Annotated in this window: 17 protein-coding genes; 2 read left to right on the top strand and 15 right to left on the bottom strand. The window is 62.7% G+C overall.

The window, feature by feature from the left end:
- Positions 1–11: 11 nt before the first annotated feature.
- The 6 genes from CAY35_RS05745 to gabT all read right to left on the bottom strand — a co-directional run bounded on the left by CAY35_RS05745 (position 12) and on the right by gabT (position 8,440).
- On the bottom strand, positions 12–1,796 hold the full coding sequence (locus CAY35_RS05745; protein ID WP_109303724.1) for an amidase: 1,785 nt from the start codon (positions 1,794–1,796) through the stop codon (positions 12–14).
- Complete coding sequence (locus CAY35_RS05740; RefSeq protein WP_309136528.1) at positions 1,793–2,839, bottom strand: agmatine deiminase family protein; 1,047 nt, start codon at positions 2,837–2,839, stop codon at positions 1,793–1,795. Before CAY35_RS05740 ends, CAY35_RS05745 begins: the two co-directional genes overlap by 4 nt.
- Positions 2,836–4,500, bottom strand: coding sequence for an APC family permease (locus CAY35_RS05735; protein WP_258265655.1), 1,665 nt, complete (start codon positions 4,498–4,500; stop codon positions 2,836–2,838). Before CAY35_RS05735 ends, CAY35_RS05740 begins: the two co-directional genes overlap by 4 nt.
- A gap of 59 nt (positions 4,501–4,559) precedes the next feature.
- Positions 4,560–5,465: a universal stress protein gene (locus tag CAY35_RS05730; RefSeq protein WP_109303722.1), complete on the bottom strand. Its 906-nt coding sequence runs from the start codon at positions 5,463–5,465 to the stop codon at positions 4,560–4,562.
- Positions 5,466–5,509: 44 nt separating this feature from the next.
- Positions 5,510–7,000 carry a flavin monoamine oxidase family protein gene (locus CAY35_RS05725; RefSeq protein WP_109303721.1) on the bottom strand — a complete coding sequence of 497 codons (1,491 nt, stop codon included), beginning with the start codon at positions 6,998–7,000 and terminating at the stop codon, positions 5,510–5,512.
- A 96-nt stretch (positions 7,001–7,096) separates the two neighbouring features.
- A complete protein-coding gene (gabT, locus tag CAY35_RS05720) occupies positions 7,097–8,440 on the bottom strand; it encodes a 4-aminobutyrate--2-oxoglutarate transaminase (RefSeq protein ID WP_109303720.1) in 1,344 nt (447 codons plus the stop codon).
- 131 nt (positions 8,441–8,571) lie between these two features.
- On the opposite strand from gabT, the gene CAY35_RS05715 reads away from it, so the two are divergent.
- Positions 8,572–9,444 carry a LysR family transcriptional regulator gene (locus CAY35_RS05715; RefSeq protein WP_109303719.1) on the top strand — a complete coding sequence of 291 codons (873 nt, stop codon included), beginning with the start codon at positions 8,572–8,574 and terminating at the stop codon, positions 9,442–9,444.
- A 6-nt stretch (positions 9,445–9,450) separates the two neighbouring features.
- On the opposite strand, the gene CAY35_RS05710 is transcribed toward CAY35_RS05715, so the two are convergent.
- The 9 genes from CAY35_RS05710 to CAY35_RS05670 all read right to left on the bottom strand — a co-directional run bounded on the left by CAY35_RS05710 (position 9,451) and on the right by CAY35_RS05670 (position 17,225).
- Entirely contained in the window at positions 9,451–9,900 is a 450-nt protein-coding gene (locus CAY35_RS05710) for a DUF202 domain-containing protein (RefSeq protein WP_109303718.1), read from the bottom strand.
- On the bottom strand, positions 9,900–10,316 hold the full coding sequence (locus CAY35_RS05705; RefSeq protein WP_101629865.1) for a YidH family protein: 417 nt from the start codon (positions 10,314–10,316) through the stop codon (positions 9,900–9,902). Before CAY35_RS05705 ends, CAY35_RS05710 begins: the two co-directional genes overlap by 1 nt.
- 47 nt (positions 10,317–10,363) lie before the next feature.
- On the bottom strand, positions 10,364–10,876 hold the full coding sequence (locus tag CAY35_RS05700) for a MarR family winged helix-turn-helix transcriptional regulator (RefSeq protein WP_109303717.1): 513 nt from the start codon (positions 10,874–10,876) through the stop codon (positions 10,364–10,366).
- Positions 10,877–10,993: 117 nt separating this feature from the next.
- The gene (locus CAY35_RS05695; protein ID WP_146191926.1) at positions 10,994–11,896 is read right to left on the bottom strand and encodes a hypothetical protein; all 903 of its coding nucleotides are present in this window, start codon (positions 11,894–11,896) and stop codon (positions 10,994–10,996) included.
- A 66-nt stretch (positions 11,897–11,962) separates the two neighbouring features.
- The gene (locus tag CAY35_RS05690; protein ID WP_146191925.1) at positions 11,963–12,937 is read right to left on the bottom strand and encodes a hypothetical protein; all 975 of its coding nucleotides are present in this window, start codon (positions 12,935–12,937) and stop codon (positions 11,963–11,965) included.
- 179 nt (positions 12,938–13,116) lie between these two features.
- The gene (locus tag CAY35_RS05685) at positions 13,117–13,929 is read right to left on the bottom strand and encodes an ABC transporter permease (RefSeq protein ID WP_109303714.1); all 813 of its coding nucleotides are present in this window, start codon (positions 13,927–13,929) and stop codon (positions 13,117–13,119) included.
- Positions 13,929–14,882: an ABC transporter permease gene (locus CAY35_RS05680; RefSeq protein ID WP_181377505.1), complete on the bottom strand. Its 954-nt coding sequence runs from the start codon at positions 14,880–14,882 to the stop codon at positions 13,929–13,931. Before CAY35_RS05680 ends, CAY35_RS05685 begins: the two co-directional genes overlap by 1 nt.
- A gap of 31 nt (positions 14,883–14,913) precedes the next feature.
- Entirely contained in the window at positions 14,914–16,437 is a 1,524-nt protein-coding gene (locus tag CAY35_RS05675; protein WP_109303713.1) for an ABC transporter substrate-binding protein, read from the bottom strand.
- Between the two features lie 350 nt (positions 16,438–16,787).
- Entirely contained in the window at positions 16,788–17,225 is a 438-nt protein-coding gene (locus CAY35_RS05670) for a BCCT family transporter (RefSeq protein WP_375231759.1), read from the bottom strand.
- Between the two features lie 125 nt (positions 17,226–17,350).
- Here CAY35_RS05670 and CAY35_RS05665 point away from each other — a divergent pair, with 125 nt between their 5' ends.
- Complete coding sequence (locus CAY35_RS05665) at positions 17,351–18,184, top strand: DsbA family protein (protein ID WP_109303711.1); 834 nt, start codon at positions 17,351–17,353, stop codon at positions 18,182–18,184.
- The last annotated feature ends 12 nt before the right edge of the window (positions 18,185–18,196 follow it).

The raw sequence follows: 18,196 nt of genomic DNA, 5'->3' as shown, positions 1-18,196 counted from the left end.
CTCCTTTGTTTTCACTCGCTGCCGATGGTGGCGGCTGAATCCTTGCTAGTTACGGTCAGGCTTGGTGTGGTGCGGGCCGGGTGCCGGGCTTCGAACTCTGCGGCGAGCGCCAGCAGTGTGTTGTCCGAATACGGCTTGCCCGCGAATGTGAGACCCACGGGCATTGCGGTGTGCATGGCTCCCATGGGTACGGTCACGGTCGGGATGCCGAAGTGGCGTGGGATGAGGTTGCCGTTGGCAACCCAGACTCCATTGGCCCACGCTTTGTCGGCTGATTCGGGGTTGGTGTCGGCGTCGGCTGGGCCGACGTCGGCCATCGCTGGAAAAACGATTGCGTCGAGGTTGCGCTCGGCCATCCAGTCATCGAAGTCGATCTCGCGGGTCTGGTTCATACCCGCGATGCCGTCCCCGATGCCCGGGATGTCCGCCAGTTCACAGAACCCGCGCTCCCGGATCATGTCCGGGTAGGTTGCGATGTCGTCGTCGAAGCCCACGTAGCGGTCTTCGAGCGCGCCTTCCGGATGCGGGAAAATGTCCGCCCCGTCAACGTCTGTGAGCGTTGCCGGCCGCGGCGCTTCCCCGCCGGCTTCAGTGACCTCAGCGTTGGCGCGCAAGAAACGCTCCCATGACCATGCGGCGAGGTATCCGACCTCGTCGGTGAGGTATTCGGGGCTCACCATCCCGCGGGTTGAGATCGTGGGAGCTTCAGGCCTGTCGCCTTCGTAATTGCTGACTACTGGGAAGTCCACAATCTCCACGCTAGCCCCGGCGTCTTCGAGGACGGTACGTGCTTTCTCCCATAGCGCAATCACGTCGGGGTGGGTGTTGATTTTCTGGCCCATGGGGCCGCCGACGCCGGTGTCGCCAGTTCGGTCTCCGCCGGTTCCAGCGTGCTCATCTTGGTTGATGTACATGCCCGGGACGCCGATGCGAATGCCAGCCAGCGGGCGCTGCTCTGCCAGCTCGCGATAGTCGGCGGGACGCACATCGGAGGCTTTCGGGACATCGACCCAGCGCTGTTCGCGCCAGAAGTCACCCTCGTGGGTGTGGTCGTCGGCGACGATCACGTTGAGGATCTCGAGCATGTCCGCCATCGACCGCGTGTGGGGTACGCACACGTCCATCGTGGGGACCAGCGGCCAGTTCCCGCGCATCGAAATCACGCCGCGGGACGGCGTGTAGGCGCACAAGGCGTTGCATGATGCCGGGGCGCGGCCTGAAGACCAGGTCTCCTCCCCCAGCCCGAACGCCGCGAAGCTCGCGGCCGTCGCGGTACCGGATCCGTTGGAAGAACCCGACGCGAAAGCGCTCGTGAGGTAGCTGCGGTTGTACGGGGATTCGGCGCGGCCGTGGAGGCCACGCTGCATTCCGCCGTTAGCCATGGGCGGCATCGTAGTGAGCCCTAGGCAGATCGCGCCAGCGGAACGCAGCCGTTCGATCGTGAACGCGTCGCGCTGCGCAATGAGGTCCTTGAACGCGGGCGAACCCGCCGAAACCGTGAGCCCCCGCACCATGTAGGACTCTTTCGCGGTGTACGGAATCCCGTCCAGCGGCGACGCCAACTCACCGGCACGTCGGCGCGCATCCGAGGCCTCCGCCTCAGCCAACGTATCCGGGTTACGCACAATGACCGAGTTGAGCTCACCATCGTAGGTATCGATGCGGTCCAGGTACGCGGTCACCAGCTCGACAGCTGTCACCCGGCCCTCTTCAAGCGCGGCACGCAGCTCGGCGATGCTCGCCTCAGCAACATCGAACGGCACAACAACGTCGCCCGCATCAAAAACCTTGCTCATGCGCCCACCACTGGCTGTTGCTGGGTGATGCAGTGGATCCCGCCGCCGCACGCGAAGATTTCGCGCGCATCAACGAGCTCAACCGTGCGGCCTGGGTACGCTTCCTGCATGATCTTGACGGCAACCTCGTCATTCGGGTCGTTGAAGCCGCACAGGATCACGCAGTCATTGCCGACGTAGTGGTTGATGTAGGAGTAGTCGACCCAGCCTTCGTCATCGGTCAGCACCTGCGGCGCCGGGACCTCGATGATCCGCAGCGGCTCGCCCTCAGCGTTGGTCGCAGCCTCGAGCACTTCCTTGATGGTACGGGACACCTTGTAGTCCGGGTGGTCAGGGTTGTTCTGCATGTGCAGCAGGACGTCCCCGGCCGGAGTGAAGCACGCGACGATGTCGATGTGGCCGCGGGTTCCGAACTGTCCGTTATCCCGGGTCAGGCCGTACGGAACCCACACGGCGTGCGTCGTGCCGATCTTGCTGTGGATCTCGCGCTCGATCTCTTCGCGATCCACACCAGGGTTGCGTCCCGGGTCCATCTGCACGGACTCGGTCAACAGCACGGTGCCCTTGCCGTCGATGTGGATCCCGCCGCCTTCGTTGACAAGCTGCGAGTCCACGCGCGGCACGCCAGCCTGCGCGGCGACGCGCGAAGCGAGCAGTGCATCGTGATCCCACGCAGCCCAGTCCTGAGCGCCCCAGCCGTTGAAAACCCAGTTGACCGCGGCAAGCTCACCGTCGGTGGTACGCACGAACGTCGGACCGGAATCCCGCATCCACGCGTCATCCAGCGGAGCCGCGAAATACGTGACGTTCTCACCCAAGCGAGCCCGCGCATCGGCCTCATCAGCAGGGTCCATGACCATGACCACCGGCTCGTAGCGAGCCACCGCGAGCGCAACCTGAGTCCACGCGTCGCGCGCACGCTCGAGCGACTCGGAACCACGCTCGCCGAACGTGTCATTCGGGGTCGGGAAAGACATCCACGTACGTTCGTGGCGTTCCCACTCCGGAGGCATCACATGTGCGGCGGCGGACTGGTTGGTCACTTCTGCTCCTCATCCTTTACGTTGTTGGCAGCTTTAGCGGTGGCGGCCTGTTCGTTGGCTACATTTGATCCAGCAGCGGCAGATGCGGTGGTTGCGTCGCCGTCTTCGAGGGCGGCCCCGACGACGTCACCCATGTAGGTGTCGGTCGTGGAGTCCACTTGCGGCAGAGTTTCACCGCGGAAGAACGCTGGGTTCTTGATGGCCGTAATGATCATGATAGTGACCCCGATCACAAGAACGCCCATCCCGAGGATGAAAACCATGCCGATTCCGCCAAGGGATGAACCGGAACCGTAGCTTGGGTCGAGTGAGTCATATGCGGTCTTGAAGAACATGACCAGCAGCATGATGCCGCCCAGCAGCGGGAAGACGAGGCGAGTCAGCACCGTCTTGGCGCTCTCGAAGAGCTCGTGGCGTAAGTACCAGACCGCCGCGAGCGCGGTAATTCCGTAGTAGAAACACACCATGAGGCCGAGCGCGGTGATCGTGTCCCACAGCGCGTTTTCGCTCAGCACGCGGGTCACGATGTAGAAGGTTCCGGCGGCGGCAGCTGAGAAGATCGTGCCCATAGACGGTGTACGGTACTTCGGAGAGATCTTCGCGAAGCTCGGCGGCAACGCCCCGTAATAGCCCATCGCAAGAAGCGTTCGGGAAGGCGAGACCATCGTCGACTGCAGCGACGCAAAGGACGACGCCATGATGCCCACCGCCATCGCGAGCGCAAACGGACCCATGACCGGCCCGGCGAGCGCCGCGAAAATCGATTCCTGGTTCTCAGGGTTGCCGGCGCCGAGGCCCTCATCACCCGTACCGGCCCACGCAACCACGGCGAGTGCCACACCGATGTAGACCGTCATGATCACGAGCATCACGATGATCGATGCGCGCGCCGAGGTCGTCTTAGGGTCCTTCGTCTCCTCGTTCATGGTCAGGGTCGTGTCCCAGCCCCAGAACATGAAGATCGAAAGCGAAACACCCGCCGCGATGACTGAGAAGTCCCCAGCGGAAAGCGGATTGAACCAGTCCAAGCTCACCGGCGTCGCATCGAAGGCCGTACCCTCGCTGACGCCGCGGAACGCCATGACAACAAAGCCGCCCAGCACAACAATCTGGATGACCACCAGCACATATTGGACGGCCTTGGTCGCCTCAACACCCACATAGGAAATCCACGCGGCGAGCGCGATCAGCACGATGGTCGTGGGGATGTTGACCCACAGGTTCCGTGTGAGATCTGCGATGGAGGGGTCCCCGAACAGCTGCGCGAGCATCAGATAGAAGAAGTCCACCGCAACGGCCGCGAGGTTTGAAAGCACGATCACGGTCGCCGCGATCAAGCCCCAGCCGCCCATCCACCCGATCCACGGGTTGAACGCTTTGGTTGCCCACGTGAACGACGTCCCGGAGTCCGGGACCCTGTTGTTGAGCTCCTTATAACCGAAGGCGACCAACAGCATCGGGATGAAACCCAACAGAAGGATCGCGGGAACGTGTGTCCCCACCTCGGAGATCGTTGGGCCCAAGCCTGACGTCAGGGTATAAGCCGGTGCGATACACGAAACACCGATCACGACGGCTCCGAGCACGCCGACCTTACCGGCCGCAAGCCCCTTGCCAGAGAAGCTTGCGCTGCTCTTTTGTTTGTCCGTTGAGGTGGCCATGGACGCGCCCTCCCCTTCCATCAGAACCGCGACCCAACGTGACCGCGGCCGCTAGTAACTCACCGCGGTGCGGGAACCACCACCATGGGAACCGAGATCGCACGCAGAACGCGTGCAGCTTTAGAGCCCAAGAACGCCCGCCCAGCAGGGGCCAAGCGTGACGAGCCCACAACCACGACCTCATTCGGTTCCCAATCGAGGCGGCGCACCGACTTCTCGATCTCCTCGCCAGCAACCACTTCGGTGGTCGCCTGACCGGAGCTAATCATCGCGCGAGCACGCTCACCGTGCTCGTCGCTCTCCAGCCGATCCAGTTGCCCCAGAACGAAAGACTTCATCGCTTCCGCGTTTGGAACACCTGTGTGTGCGGCCGAAGACTTACCTGTAGTGGACGCCTGAGCGAACGTCACCAACCGGACCGGGGTGTCCGTCGCATCGGCGGCCGCAAGGGTTTCAGCGATCACCTGCATACCGCCAGGGCGATCGCCAAACAGTGCCGTGATGCGGCTCAGCGGGCCGTGGCCGCTGTAACCACGAGGCGCCAACACCACCGGGACCGGCGAGCTATGCAGCAACGCCTGAGCGACCGAACCGATCCGGTACCGGCCCAAAACACCGCCGCCGCGGGCACCGATCACAATCGCACCCGCATCGACCGCCCGAGCCTGAGCCAGCAGCCCCTCCGCATCCGAATGCGCAGACACCACGTGACCGAACACACGGACGCCCTCTGGGACCGAAGCGACCGCTTCATCGACCCATTCCTGCAACTGGCGGCGCAATACGCGCTCGTAGCCAGCGCCCTGGGAGACTGCGGCCGCGTACGGCTCAGCTTCCGGAGCGACCATGGTCACGTGGAGCTCGGCGTCGCGGTCCACGGCGAGCGTGATGCCCAAGTTCAGGGCGTCACGGCCCGCCGCGGTAGCGACGTAACCTACAAGGATTCGACGGGATGGAACTGGCACGGTGTCCTCCTCAACAGCACCCGGTTGTCGGGTGCGCGTGAATGTTAGCGTGCTTCCAGAATCGCATGAGCCGCGGCCTCACCCATACGCACAGCGCCGTCGACGTGCTGATAACCTTCAGCGGCGATATCGGAGCATGCGTAGAAGATCGGGCCGGTTGGCTGGTTCTGCAGGTGGCCCCAACGGCTCAGGCCGCCGAGGTCGTAGCTGGTTGCGTACGCGCCGCGGGTCCATTCCTCTGCCGCCATGTCGGAGAGGTAGAACGCGATCGGCTCCATGGTCTTCGGGCCGAGGTAGTCAGCCATAGCGGAGAGGATGCGCTGCTTGCGTTCCTCCGCTGGCAGGGCCCACATCTCTTCGGCATAGACGTCGGAGACGAAGCCCACGAGGGTTCCGTATGGATCCTCTTCACCGCTGGTTCCGCCGGCGAAGTTTTCGCCGTAGTTGGTGTTGTCGTAGACCTCCTGGACCAGGCGGCCGCCACCGAAGCCGGTGCCGGAGAGGCCTTCTTCACGCCAGAACGGGGTCTCGTAGACCGCGTGGACCTTGATGACCAGGCCCATCGAGATGTGCTGGTGCGCTACCTGCTGTTCGCGCGGCAGTGGCGGAACGAACTGGATGCGGTTGTAGAGGTTTGGTGGCACCGCGAGCACGGCGGCCTTCGCGTTGACGGTGACCTTGTCGGACACCGCCGTCACTGGGCCGAGCACACCGTTTTCCACGCCGTTGCGCACATCGGCGGCGATGTTGTTGAGTTCATCGGCGGTCGATGGGTCTGGGGTGGCCCATTCGAGTTCACGGACCGGGCTGCCAAGGAACACGTCATCGCCGAGGTGCTTGGCCAGCGTCAGCGATACCGACTGCATACCGCCTTCAACGCGCTTATCGAGGATGAAGTCTTCGTCCACGAGGTTGGAGAAGGAGCCCGCCGATGCGGCCATGAGTGCCGCCTGCAGCGCGGAGAACGTGTGCGCTGGCTTGGTGAGCATTCCGGATGCGACATAGATCGAGACGTTGTCGATCGCTTCCTGGTCGTCGGTGTGCTGAGCGAGGAAGTCCTTGAAGGAGATCGAGTCGAGCTCCGCAGCGCGTTCAGCGGCCCACGGTTCGGTTGCGCCGACCTCTTCTGCGACGGAGTTCATCAGGTCGATGAGCTTATCCATCTCTTTGTTCGTCGCGTCATTCACTGGGAGGCGGTCGCCGGTGTACTCGTGGCGGTTGCCTTCAGGGTCAACGTAGATCGAGATGCCTTCGCGGTAGCGCGAGAAGGTCTTGAGGCCGAGTTCCTCAACCAGATCGGAGAGGCGGGTCTGGTCTGGGGAGATCCACTGGCCACCGATTTCGATGAAGTGTTCCTTGCCGTCAGTTCCTGCGACCTTACCATTCCAGGTGCGGCCGCCTACGCGTTCGCGTGCTTCCAGGACGGCGACCGATTTACCGGCCTTCTTGAGGGTGTATGCGGCCATGAGTCCTGCTGGACCTGCACCGATGACCACCACGTCGCGGTCGATGGTTGGGTTCTGAGCGTTCGTCATTGTTATCGCTTCCTGTTGGTATGGATTGTCAGTTGAGTCTCTAGTGCTGGCTACGCCGCTTGGTTCTGCGCGGTGCCGTTTAGTTCTGCGCGAGGGCTAGTTCTGTGCGAGGGCTTCGAGGATGATGTCGATGCCTTCGGTGAGCAGTTCGTCGCTGATGGTCAGCGGCGGCAGGAGGCGGATGATGTTGCCGTAGGTTCCGCAGGTCAGGGTTACGACGCCTTGTGCGCGGGCTGCGTTGGCGACCGCACCTGCGAGTGCCGCATCTGGTTCGCCCGTGGCTGGGTCAACGAATTCGATGGCCTTCATCGCGCCGCGGCCGCGGACTTCCGCGATGCGGTTGTCCTTTTCCTGCGCAGCGGTGAACTTTTCGGTGATGATGCGGTCGATTTCTTGCGCGCGGTCGGCGAGCTTTTCTTCTTCCATGACGCTGATCGAGGCCAGCGCTGCGGCGCAGGCGACTGGGTTACCGCCGTAGGTTCCGCCGAGTCCGCCGGTGTGGACGGCGTCCATGACCTCGGCACGGCCGGTCACCGCGGAGAGCGGCATGCCGCCGGCGATGCCCTTCGCTGTGGTGATGAGGTCTGGTTCGATGCCTTCGTGTTCGCACGCGAACATCGAGCCGGTGCGGGCGAAGCCGGTCTGGACTTCGTCCGCGATGAACAGGACGCCGTTGGCTTTGCACCATTCGACGATCGCCGGCAGGAAGCCTGGCGCTGGCGCGATGAAACCGCCTTCGCCCTGGATCGGTTCCATAATGATCGCGGCGAGGTCGTCCGCACCCACCTGGACTTCGATCTGCTTGATGGCTCGAGCCGCGGCTTCTTCGCCGCTCAGGCCGTCGCGCAGCGGGTAGGAGCCGGCTACACGGTAGATCTCTGGCGCGAAAGGACCGAACGCCTTCTTGTACGGGTTGGCTTTCGCGGTCAGCGCCATCGTGAGCGTGGTGCGGCCGTGGTAGGCGTGATCGAATGCGACGACGGCGGACTTGCCGGTTGCGGAGCGCGCGATCTTGACGGCGTTTTCAACGGCTTCAGCGCCGGAGTTGAGCAGCACAGTGCGGGTTTCGCCGGAGATCGGGGCGAGCTTGTTGAGCTTTTCAGCGACCTCAACGTAGGCCTCATACGGGGTCACCATGAAGCATGTGTGGGTGAAGTTCGCGACAGCATCCTGGACTGCAGCGACGACCTTCGGGTGGGATGCACCCACGGAGGTCACGGCGATGCCGGAGCCGAGGTCGATGAGGCGGTTGCCGTCGACGTCTTCGATGATGCCGCGGTCGGCGCGGACAGCGTAGGTCGCCATGGTCCCGCCGACGCCGGCAGATACCGATGCGCGCTGTCGTTCGGCCAGTGCCTGGGCTTTAGGGCCCGGGAGGTCAGTTGCGAGGTGGCGGCTCTGTTCGAGCGGGGTGCTGACGTTGGTGTTGTCCGCGTGCATTGTGGTGTGAACCTCCCGGTGAAAACGGATCGCAGAAAGTTGCGTACATCACATTCTGATCCGAAATCATTATGACTGTCTAATCAGTTATCGGCATAACCCCCATAACGAATACGCATAGACTGGGAATCATGGACATCGAGCACCTGAAAGCCTTCGTAGCCGTCTCCGAAGCCGGCTCCGTATCCTCCGCGGCTCGAGACCTCGGCATCACACAGCCGGCAGTCACGCGACAGCTTCAGAAGCTCAGCCGCGACGTCGGGCTTGTGCTGTTTGATCGCGTTCCGTCCGGACTCACTCCCACCAAAGCTGGCCGCGATTTTCTCCCCGCCGCCAAGAAGCTACTGACCGAGTTCCAGCACAATCTCGACTTCGCGGATCTACTCGCCCACGGCGGCATGCGTGAAGTGACGTTCGCCGCGCCAGGCACCACGCTCATCGACGTTGTGATTCCGTTCGTGGCGACACTGGAGCAGTCCGAGTGGCAACCAAACATTGTTGAGGCGTCCTTGGATGCGAGCTTGCAGGACACGATCGCTACGTCCGATCTAGCAGTGATGCCCTCCGCTCCGGCAGCCGACATCCCCCACGTTCAGCTTCAAAAGATGCCGGTGTGGGCATATGTTTCCGCGCAGCATCCATGGGCTCAGCGCCGCAGCGTTCCGCTCGAGGAGCTCGCCCAGCACACCATCCACATTCCATCGCGGGCATTCAAGGCCCGCCGCGTGTTCGACGGCGCATGCGAAACCGCTGGCCTCTCACAGCCCGACATCATCGAAACCAACTCAGGCCGCGTAGCCCAAGCGCTCGTCGCGACGGAGGGGGTCGCTGTGGTGACCGAGGACCCGAGCTTCGATCTCGTTCCGCTACGTATCACCAACGGAGGCCATGAGCTCACCGTGACCCTGCACGCCGCCTGGCGCGCCGACCACTACGCGCATCAAGAGCTCGCAGCGCTCGCGGAGCAGCTGAGGGTCTTCGTGATCAAGCGGTACGCAAACTAGGGGCGGCTATACGCGCAACACCACGATGATCGCGATCACGGCCATGCCCACCACCATGAGCGTCATCGTAATGACCGGCACCACGGGTGGCGGTTGCCGCTCTTCGAATGACTCAGCCATGCGGCGCAGACGGCCCCGCTGGGTCGTCGAAACCCACACAGCCCCCACGAACGTCAGCGCGGTCGCCACGAGCAACAGCGCCCCCATCTGCCCGTACCAGCGGACACCCATAAACCCTGCGACGAGCGCGGCAAAGCCCGTGCGAGACCATGCCAACGATGTGCGCTCCGGCTGCAGGCCTACGTCGACGGGTTCTGGAAGTGGTTGCGGCGGCTTGATCGGGATACGACGACGCACAGCGCGACTGATCGTGACACCCGTTTCTTTGACGGTGTGCCACCCAGTGCTGAGGCGGACTCGGGTCGCCCGCCTCTCGCCGCTTCCGTGTTCCGGCATCAGTTCGTCAGCACCAAACCAACAGCGGCACCCGAGCCTGCGGCAGCAATCAGCGCAAGCACAGGGATGATCAGCGGGACAGGTAGCGGATGGTCGTGGCGCATCGCGCGCTCAACACGCAACCAACGGAACGCGGCACCCAGACCGATGAGCAAGCCCATCGCGATCACCGCGATAGCCACCGACTTGCGGAGCACGGGATCCCAGTTGCCGACCTCGAACGCCTCGAGTGCGACACCGCCTGCGACGAACGCGAGCGAGGTGCGGATCCACGCGAGGAACGTGCGCTCGTTCGCGAGGGTGAAGCGTGGGTCTGGTTCTTTACCCGTGGGGAAAACACGGCGAGCGATCGCGCTCTGATGTGCTGGTGGCGCTACAGGTTCGCTTGCGGAGGCTTTCCGGCGGGTACTCGACATGACACCAATCTAACCCACCCGCGTGTGTGTTCCCGCGGATTGTGACGTTATCCGAGGGGTTCGGCGAAGTCCCCGTTTTTCTGCCGGAATTTGCGCAGGATGCGGTTGAGTGTGGTTATCTCGCGTTGCGTGAAACCGGTTTGGGCGAAGAGTTCCCGGTTGAGGATCTGTGTGGTTTCTTCGCTGAGCTCGCGGCCAGCTTCGGTTATGGCGAGCAGTACGGTGCGGGCGTCGTCGGGGCTCGGGGTCTTGGTGATGAGGCCGTCGCGTTCAAGCCGCTCTGCCGCCGCGGTGACCGATGTGGGGTGGACTTGCAACACGCGTGAGGCCTTGGACATCGCCATGGGGCGGCGTGCGAAGCGCAGGACCATGAGCATTTCGTACCGCGCGAACGTGAGGTCGAACGGGCGCAACAGGGCTTCGGCGCGGCCGGTGAGGATTTGGTTGGCGCGGACGATGCTGGTCACGGTCGCCATGGGTTCGGAGACCTCGCCCCATCCGGATTTCTCCCAGTTGGCTTGGGCGGACGCGATGGGGTCTCTAGGGAGTGCGGCTGACATAGTGATGAGTCTAACGGCCAGGACCTCGATGCGTGGATCGGATGAAGCGGAGGCCGCGGCTCGATGTCGATGCCGCGGCCTCCGTTGAGTATGAGCGAGGTGAGTTGTGGTGGCGGGTTATTTCGCCGATACCTCGATCTTGATGTTGTTTTGGTTGATCTCGTAGTCGATGCGCAACGGCTTGTTGTTTGGCAAGAAGTTGCCAAGGTCGTTACCTTCGATGGTGCCCTTGCCCTGTTTTCCATGGATCATGGCGTCCATGATCTTCTCAACGCCTGGTGCCTGGTTGCTGCTGTTCAGGGAGATCAGGGACATGCCGCAGGTGACGTCAGTGAAGGCCTCGCCGCTGTTCGGCCCTTGGTAGGTCATGCCGTCGTCAGTTGCTCGCCATGAGGACTTCCCGAACTGCCACTCGCAGTATTGCGGAACGTCCTTGAAGGACTGGAGCGTTGCTCCGGTGTTCGGGTCAAGAGAGCCAAAGTTAGATGGTGGAGCGCTGGACCACGGGTTGTGGCTTGGGTCATAGGAAGGCAGGTTGGTGCCACCTGGGGACGTCGGGTTTGGCCCGAATGGGTCGTCGGTTGAACCAGGAGTGCTTGGCCCGAAGGGATCCTCGGTCGGGTTAGGGCCGGTAGATCCACCTGGCACAGATGGCGGTGCAGGAATGGTTGGCATCGCCTCAGTTGGTGCGGTTGGGCGGTCAACGTCGATCGTGTTGCTTTCGCGCTTGCTCCATGGCCCCCACACGAACATGTAAACGAGGCCGGCAATGATCGCGACCGCGAGGACGCCGATGAGCCACCACAGCCACGCGCGGCTTTTCTTCTTGTCGCCGCCGCCGTTCTCGTCGCCCGGCTGACCGTAGTAGCCCGGACCACCTTGACCTGGATACTGCTGGCCGGGGTACTGCTGGCCGGGGTACTGGCCTGGTTGCGGCTCAGAGTTCGGACCTGGCGGTGGACCTGGCTGTGGACCCGGCTGCGAGTTCGGCCCTGGGGGCATCGAGTTTCCTGAGGTCATGGCATTACCTTCCGGGTGTGAGCCTTGCTATGGGGTGAGGTTTGGAAACCGGGAGTCACGCCCAGGTCATCGCTTGACGCCCAGGTCTTCAACTGGAGGCATCGTTATTTCTGGCAGGTTTTCGAGTTCACGGAGTATGTCGCTCGCCGAAGCAAACGGATCTTCTGATGGACCGCCAGAGTTGTTTCCGCCGAACGGATCGGTGTCCCCACCGCCGGAGTTGCTACCGAACGGATCCGTGTCACCGCCACCCGAGTTGCTACCGAACGGATCAGTATCTCCACCGCCATTGTTACCGGAGTTACCGAATGGGTCGGTCGTGAAGAAGTCGTCGCCGCCAGGGTTATCGCCACCTGGGGGTTCGGTGTTCCAGCCTGGGGTTCCATTGTTGTTCCCGCCGGGCTCAGTCACGCTCGGCGATGGATCATTGTTGCCGCCGTTTTCTTGGTTGCTCCAAGGCCCCCACACGAACATGTAAACCAAGCCCGCGGCAACGAGGACAAGCAGAACGCCGATGAGCCACCAAAGCCACGCAAGGCCGCCCTTTTTCTTCTTGTCTCCACCTTGTTCGTCGCCCGGCTGACCGTAATAGCCTGGGCCACCCGGGCCAGGACCACCATAACCGGGACCGCCATAACCTGGCCCACCCTGGCCTGGGCCGCCGTAGCCTCCCTGCTGGTTATAGCCCTGCTGTCCGTAGCCCTGCTGGTACTGGCCCTGCTGGCCGTACCCCTGTTGGTACTGACCTTGCTGGCCATAACCCTGCTGCCCGTAGCCCTGGTTCTGTTGCGCCGCTGGAGCGACCGGCCCGGAAACTGCGGAGTATTCGCGGGTCTGGTCGTCGTTGGCGCCGTATGGGGTCGACGGGAACACGGCGGTCGCGTCGTCTTGCGGCGGAACGCCCTGGGTGTTGCCACCGTGGCCGTCCTGCGCTGGTGGCGGCGGGGTGTAGCCAGCCGGCGGCTGGATCCCAGCGCTCTCCGGATTGCCGGCGCCCTCGGGGTTGTTGCCTTCAGGTGTGCTGTTCTCGCGTGACGACACGTCGTTCATCCTTCGCTGTGACTCGGGTCTCAGGCTGTTGATAGTCGCAGTTTAGACTACTGAGTTTTCTATGCATAGGCACAAAGAACGGAAAACACCAGGAAAGCAACAGGTGAACATTCAATTTTCAGCCGCACAGATCAAGGGATTTTCAAGCCCTGTAACCGCGAAAACCGCGCCTAAGAGCGGCGCTCTTGCAGCACGTCGCGCAGGCCTTCGGAGAACAGGTTGAGGCCTAGAACGCTGATCGCGATTGCAAGCCCCGGCCACACCAGCGTCATGGGTGCTACTTCGATGAACACCTGGTGCTCGTAGAGCATTCGACCCCACGATGGTTCAGGGGCAGGCGTCCCGAGGCCAAGGTAGCTCAGCGCAGATTCAGCGAGGATCGCGATGGAGAATGTCACCGCGATCTCGACGAGCAAAAGCCCTGCGAGGTTCGGGAGCACGTGCCGCCACGCGATGCTGAACCAGTTCCGGCCAGCTGCCCGCGCCGCAGTAATATATTCTTCCCGCAGAATACGTGCTGTCACGGCTCTCACCATCCGCACGAATCCAGGGATCGCGCCGATGCCAATCGCAACGGCAGCAACCATGGGCGACGCCCCGAAGGAGGCCGCGAAAACGATCGCCAAAAGCAGCGAAGGGAACGCCTGAATCACGTCAGACGAACGGGTCACTGCCCCTTGAACCCAGCCGCGGCGGATCGCTGCCCACATGCCCAGCGGGGTTCCGACCATCAACGCGATGAGCGCCGCAACCACGCCCACGGATAGCGCGACTTGCGCACCTCCGAGGATGATCGAAAATATGTCGCGCCCAAAGCGGTCGGTCCCCATGATGTGTTCGGCGCTCGCGCCTTGCAGTCGCGCGGTCGCGTCGGCTGCCACCGGATCGTATGGGGCACCGATAACCCACGACCACAGCGCTAGCAGCACGACCATCGCAATCAGGACGCTGCCAGCCCACAGAGTTACGGGGAGTTTGCGCATCACGCCACCGCCTTGACGCGAAGCCGCGGATCAACCGCCACCAGCAGGGCGTCGACGATCGCGTTGATCACCACGGTCACGGTCACCAAGAGCATCACGATGGCTTGGATCGTGACCATGTCACGATGTTCGACGCTGATGAGGAGTTGGTCGCCGAGGCCCGGGATGTCGAAGACTCGCTCAATCACGACGGCGCCGATGACTGCCGCTGCCAGTTGCAGTCCCGCAACCGTCAGCACGGGGATGGCGGCGTTGCGGAGGCCGTGGCGGCGGATCGCCGCGGATTTGCTGAGGCCGCGGGCGCGGGCGGAGCGGATGTAGTCTTTGCGCAGCACGGTGGCCATCGAGGTGCGCACGTAGCGGGTCAGTACCGCGGTTTGCACGAGCGAGAGCGCAATGACGGGAAGGACGAGGTGCGAAAGGAACGTACCGAAGCCTTCGTTGGGGGCGACCCAGCCGGAGGCCGGCAACCAGCCGAGCTTCACCGAGAAGAGCAACACGAGCAACAAGCCCGCGAGGAACGCGGGCACGGCCATGAAGCCTTGGGTCATGAGTGAGATGAGGACCGCATCGGGCTTTCCGGCGCGGCGCGCCGACCACGCGCCGAGCAGCACGGCCACAAGCAGGCTCAGCGCTACCGACGGGATCACGAGCCACATCGTGACGGCGAAGCGGTCGGCGACGATGGGGGTCATGTCTTGGCCGGTGACCAGGGATTCGCCCGCGCTGCCGGTCAGGAACGAGCCGATCCATTCGAGATATTGGACCACGAGTGGCTTGTCCAGGCCGTATTCGGCGCGCAGTGCCGCGACCGCTTCCGGGGATGCCTGCAGGCCGAGCGCGACTTGCGCAGGGTCGCCCGGCATGATCCTCAACAGGGCGAAGAGGATCATGGAGGCGACGATGAGCGTTGTGATCATCCGCAACGCGAGCAGGGCCAGGCTGCGGATCACCGCTTACCCCCGCACATGAGTGGCGCACACATTAGTTGTGGTGGACCTTGGTGAGGTCGAGTGCGGTGGTCGGGGTGTTTTCCGGCATGCCTTCGATGTCTGCAGCCATGACGGTGATGCCCGCCATGAGGAACAGCGTGTTCGCGGCGGCGTCTTCGATGAAGACCTTGCGGACGAGTTCCTTGGTGAGCTTGGCCCATTCTTCGTCGCCTGCGGTGTCTGCGGATTCGCGGAGCTTGGCGATGCGGGAGTCGTCGTAGCCGAAGTAGTAGTCGCCGCGGACCAGGTTGAGGAGGTCCTTAGGTTCGACGTGGGCGATCACCGAGAGCGTGTAGTTGCCTTTGGTGTAGGTCTTGTCGAGCCACACGGCCGGGAACTCTTGCTGTTCGATTTTGGCGTTGAGGCCGATCTTTTTGAGGTCGGAGACGATGACCTGCGCTGCCGCGGTCGCGTATGGGAGCGATGGCGTTGCGATGGTCACGGTTTCGCCCTTGATGCCGGCTTTTTCGACGAGTTTGGCGGCTTTTTCTGGGTCGTATGGGTATTCGCCGCTGAGGTCTTCGTAGTACGGGTCGGTTGGCGGAACTGGCGCGCCGAGGAGGTCGCCGTAGCCTCCCCATGCGGAGTCGAGGACTGCTTGGCGGTTGACGCCGTACATGATCGCTTTGCGCGCGTCGAGGTTGTTGAATGGCGGCTTCTTGTTGTTCATCGCGAGCATGACCTTGCTGGTCGTGGTGCCGCGCTGAACCTTGAACTTAGGGTTCTTTTCGTAGCTTGGGATGAGCTCTGGGGCTTGGAACGCTGGGATGGCGTCTACGGAACCGGTCTTGAGCGCGTTTGCGGCCGTGGTGGCGTCTGCGAAGTAGCGCAGCGTGACTTTCTTGGAGGCTGGTTTTTCGCCCCAGTAGTCCTCGCGCGCTTCGAGTGTCAGGCTACGGCCGTTATCCCATTTGGTCACGGTGAACGGCCCGGTGCCTACTGGCTTGGTTGCGAGGTTGTCTACGCCGTCGGGTGCGAACTGTGCGCCGACGAGCGTTGCCATGTCCCACAGCCATGCCTTGGACGGGTGTTTGAGCGTTACTTTGAGCGTGGTGTCGTCGACGGCTTCTACCTTATCAACGACGTCCATGCCGGTTTTGAGGCCGTTCTTCCAGGCGTCGGTCTTGACTCGTTCGATCGAGAACTTAGCGGTTTCCGCGTTGAACTTGGTCCCGTTGGAGAAGGTTACACCCTCGCGCAGGGTGAAGGTGTATTCGGTGCGGTCCTCCGAAACGTCCCAGGATTCGGCGAGCAGCGGCTGGAGGTCGCCGTTTTGGTCCACGGTCACGAGCCCTTCATACACGTTGGTCATGAGCGCTTGTGGGATGGCGGCGCCCGATGTCGTGGTGAAGTCAAGGTTGGCAGGTGCCGCGGTCAGCCCGACGGTGACCGCGGTTTTGTTGGTGCCGTTGCCCTTGCCGTTGGATCCTTCGTTTTGCTTGCTGGAGCCGCCAGCGCCGCATGCGGTGAGTGCGAGTGTTGCGGCGGCGAGCACGGCTGTGACTCGTGCGAGCACGCCGGTGCGTCGCGTGCCGCGGTGCGCGCGGGTTTCGCTGTTGCGTGCGTGAGTTCGTTTGAACAGTGCGGGGCGTCTGATGGCTACGGCCTTTCAGTGTGATGCGTGAACGCGGTGGCGTGTGTACCTTCCGCGTGGTCGCGGTTGCTTGCGCTCGGGAGCGAGCGGGGCATTCAAGTGCACAATAGCCTACCGGTTTTTGCGTATCTTTACGCGCTCCGTTGCACGGGGGCTCCGTCTACTAAGGGGTAGGCCGGCCCGGGGTCAGTTACCGCTTTAAACACAGCGTGGGGAAGGCCGCTGAACGACCTTCCCCACGCTGTGTTTAAAGCCGGAGCGTTACGCCCGGATTAGTTCCGTAGGCCGCGCCACCACGAGTCTGATCTCTTGGTGGTGGATTCGGTTGCTTCGGTTTCGAGCCCGTATGCCTCACCGATTTCTTCGATGAACGCTTCGCGACGGAGCTTGTCGTTGCGCCGGACGTTGGCGCCAAGGTATTTCCATGTGGAAATTGCCAGGAGGACCATGACGAACGAGAACGGCAGAGCCACAGAGATCGAAGCGGCCTGGAGCGCTTCGAGACCACCGGCCATCAGCAGGGCTGCTGCGAGCACGGAGGTTGCGACCGCGAAGAACGCACGGATCCACGAGCGTGGTTCGCTGTCGCCGCCGGTTGCGAGCATCGCCATCACGAGGGAACCGGAGTCCGAGGAGGTGATGAAGAAGATCGCGGAGAGCAGCATGGCGTCAATATGCGCAAATTGGCATGTATTTCCAGTGCTTGGAATAGCGGATAGCGCAATGGTTGTGTTATTGACGTTCCGTGGGAAAATAGGGGCGCCTATACCTTGTTTATTAGAGCCCTGTTGTTTATTAGGGCCCTGTTAATGGAGACCCCGGCTAAGGAGCCTTCGTGCCTAATCAGTCCCCCACCCCAACGGAAGCCGCCCCATCGGAAACCGCTGAGAGCACCGCACCGGCATGGCGTAAGTATCTGTTCCCCGCCATCGTGATTGTGGCGGCTGTGATGGCGATTGCGTTGGTGTTGGGTTTGCGTGGTGGCGACGGCGGCAACGGCAACAAGGGCAACGTCCCGGATTATGCGGCGGAGGATGCCGCGGTCAACGAGCAGCGGAAGAACCAGGGTGAGCAGAACAGCGAGGAGCAGGCTCGGCTTGAGCTGATTAGGTCGTTGCCGGAGCGGAACCCGGATGACACGCTGGCGGTCGGTGAGCCGAATGCGCCGGTTCAGATGATTATGTATTCGGATTTCCAGTGCGGTTTCTGTGCTTTGTGGACCACGAATACGTTGCCGGTTCTGATGGAGAAGTATGTTGAGCCGGGCGACTTGCGGATTGAGTTCCGTGAGGCGAATGTGTTCGGCGAGGAGTCGGTTAAGGCGGCGCAGGCCGCAGCGGCGGCCGGTGAGCAGGGTAAGTTCCTCGAGTTCCAGAAGGCGTTGTATCCGGGCGGGAAGCCGATGAAGAGCTTCCCTGAGGACAAGATGGTTGAGATCGCCGAGGAGCTTGGCTTGGATGCGGAGAAGTTCAAGGCGGACATGGGTTCGCAGAAGATCGCGGATCTTGTGGCGCAGCATCAGCATAAGGCGGCGGAGCTGGGTGTGACGTCGACTCCGATGTTCATTGTGGGCACGCAGCCGGTGAGCGGCGCGCAGCCGACCGAGCAGTTTGAGCTGATTGTTGAGCAGCAGCTGGACCAGGAGCGTTCCCAGCAGGATTCCGAGTAAGCGGCGCCTGCT

The organism is Pseudoglutamicibacter cumminsii (genome assembly GCF_003143995.1).
In the GTDB taxonomy this organism is placed as follows: Bacteria; Actinomycetota; Actinomycetes; order Actinomycetales; family Micrococcaceae; genus Pseudoglutamicibacter; species Pseudoglutamicibacter cumminsii_B.
The sequence above is the reverse complement of the archived record's forward strand: the minus strand, read 5'-3'. Positions and strand labels throughout refer to the sequence as shown.

Coding starts and splice junctions, on each gene's coding strand:
- gabT (WP_109303720.1), bottom strand. CDS start 8,440: ATGCACGCGGACAACACCAACGTCAGCACCCCGCTCGAACAGAGCCGC.
- CAY35_RS05735 (WP_258265655.1), bottom strand. CDS start 4,500: ATGGCCACCTCAACGGACAAACAAAAGAGCAGCGCAAGCTTCTCTGGC.
- CAY35_RS05745 (WP_109303724.1), bottom strand. CDS start 1,796: ATGAGCAAGGTTTTTGATGCGGGCGACGTTGTTGTGCCGTTCGATGTT.
- CAY35_RS05695 (WP_146191926.1), bottom strand. CDS start 11,896: ATGACCTCAGGAAACTCGATGCCCCCAGGGCCGAACTCGCAGCCGGGT.
- CAY35_RS05700 (WP_109303717.1), bottom strand. CDS start 10,876: ATGTCAGCCGCACTCCCTAGAGACCCCATCGCGTCCGCCCAAGCCAAC.
- CAY35_RS05710 (WP_109303718.1), bottom strand. CDS start 9,900: ATGCCGGAACACGGAAGCGGCGAGAGGCGGGCGACCCGAGTCCGCCTC.
- CAY35_RS05725 (WP_109303721.1), bottom strand. CDS start 7,000: ATGACGAACGCTCAGAACCCAACCATCGACCGCGACGTGGTGGTCATC.
- CAY35_RS05685 (WP_109303714.1), bottom strand. CDS start 13,929: ATGCGCAAACTCCCCGTAACTCTGTGGGCTGGCAGCGTCCTGATTGCG.
- CAY35_RS05705 (WP_101629865.1), bottom strand. CDS start 10,316: ATGTCGAGTACCCGCCGGAAAGCCTCCGCAAGCGAACCTGTAGCGCCA.
- CAY35_RS05715 (WP_109303719.1), top strand. CDS start 8,572: ATGGACATCGAGCACCTGAAAGCCTTCGTAGCCGTCTCCGAAGCCGGC.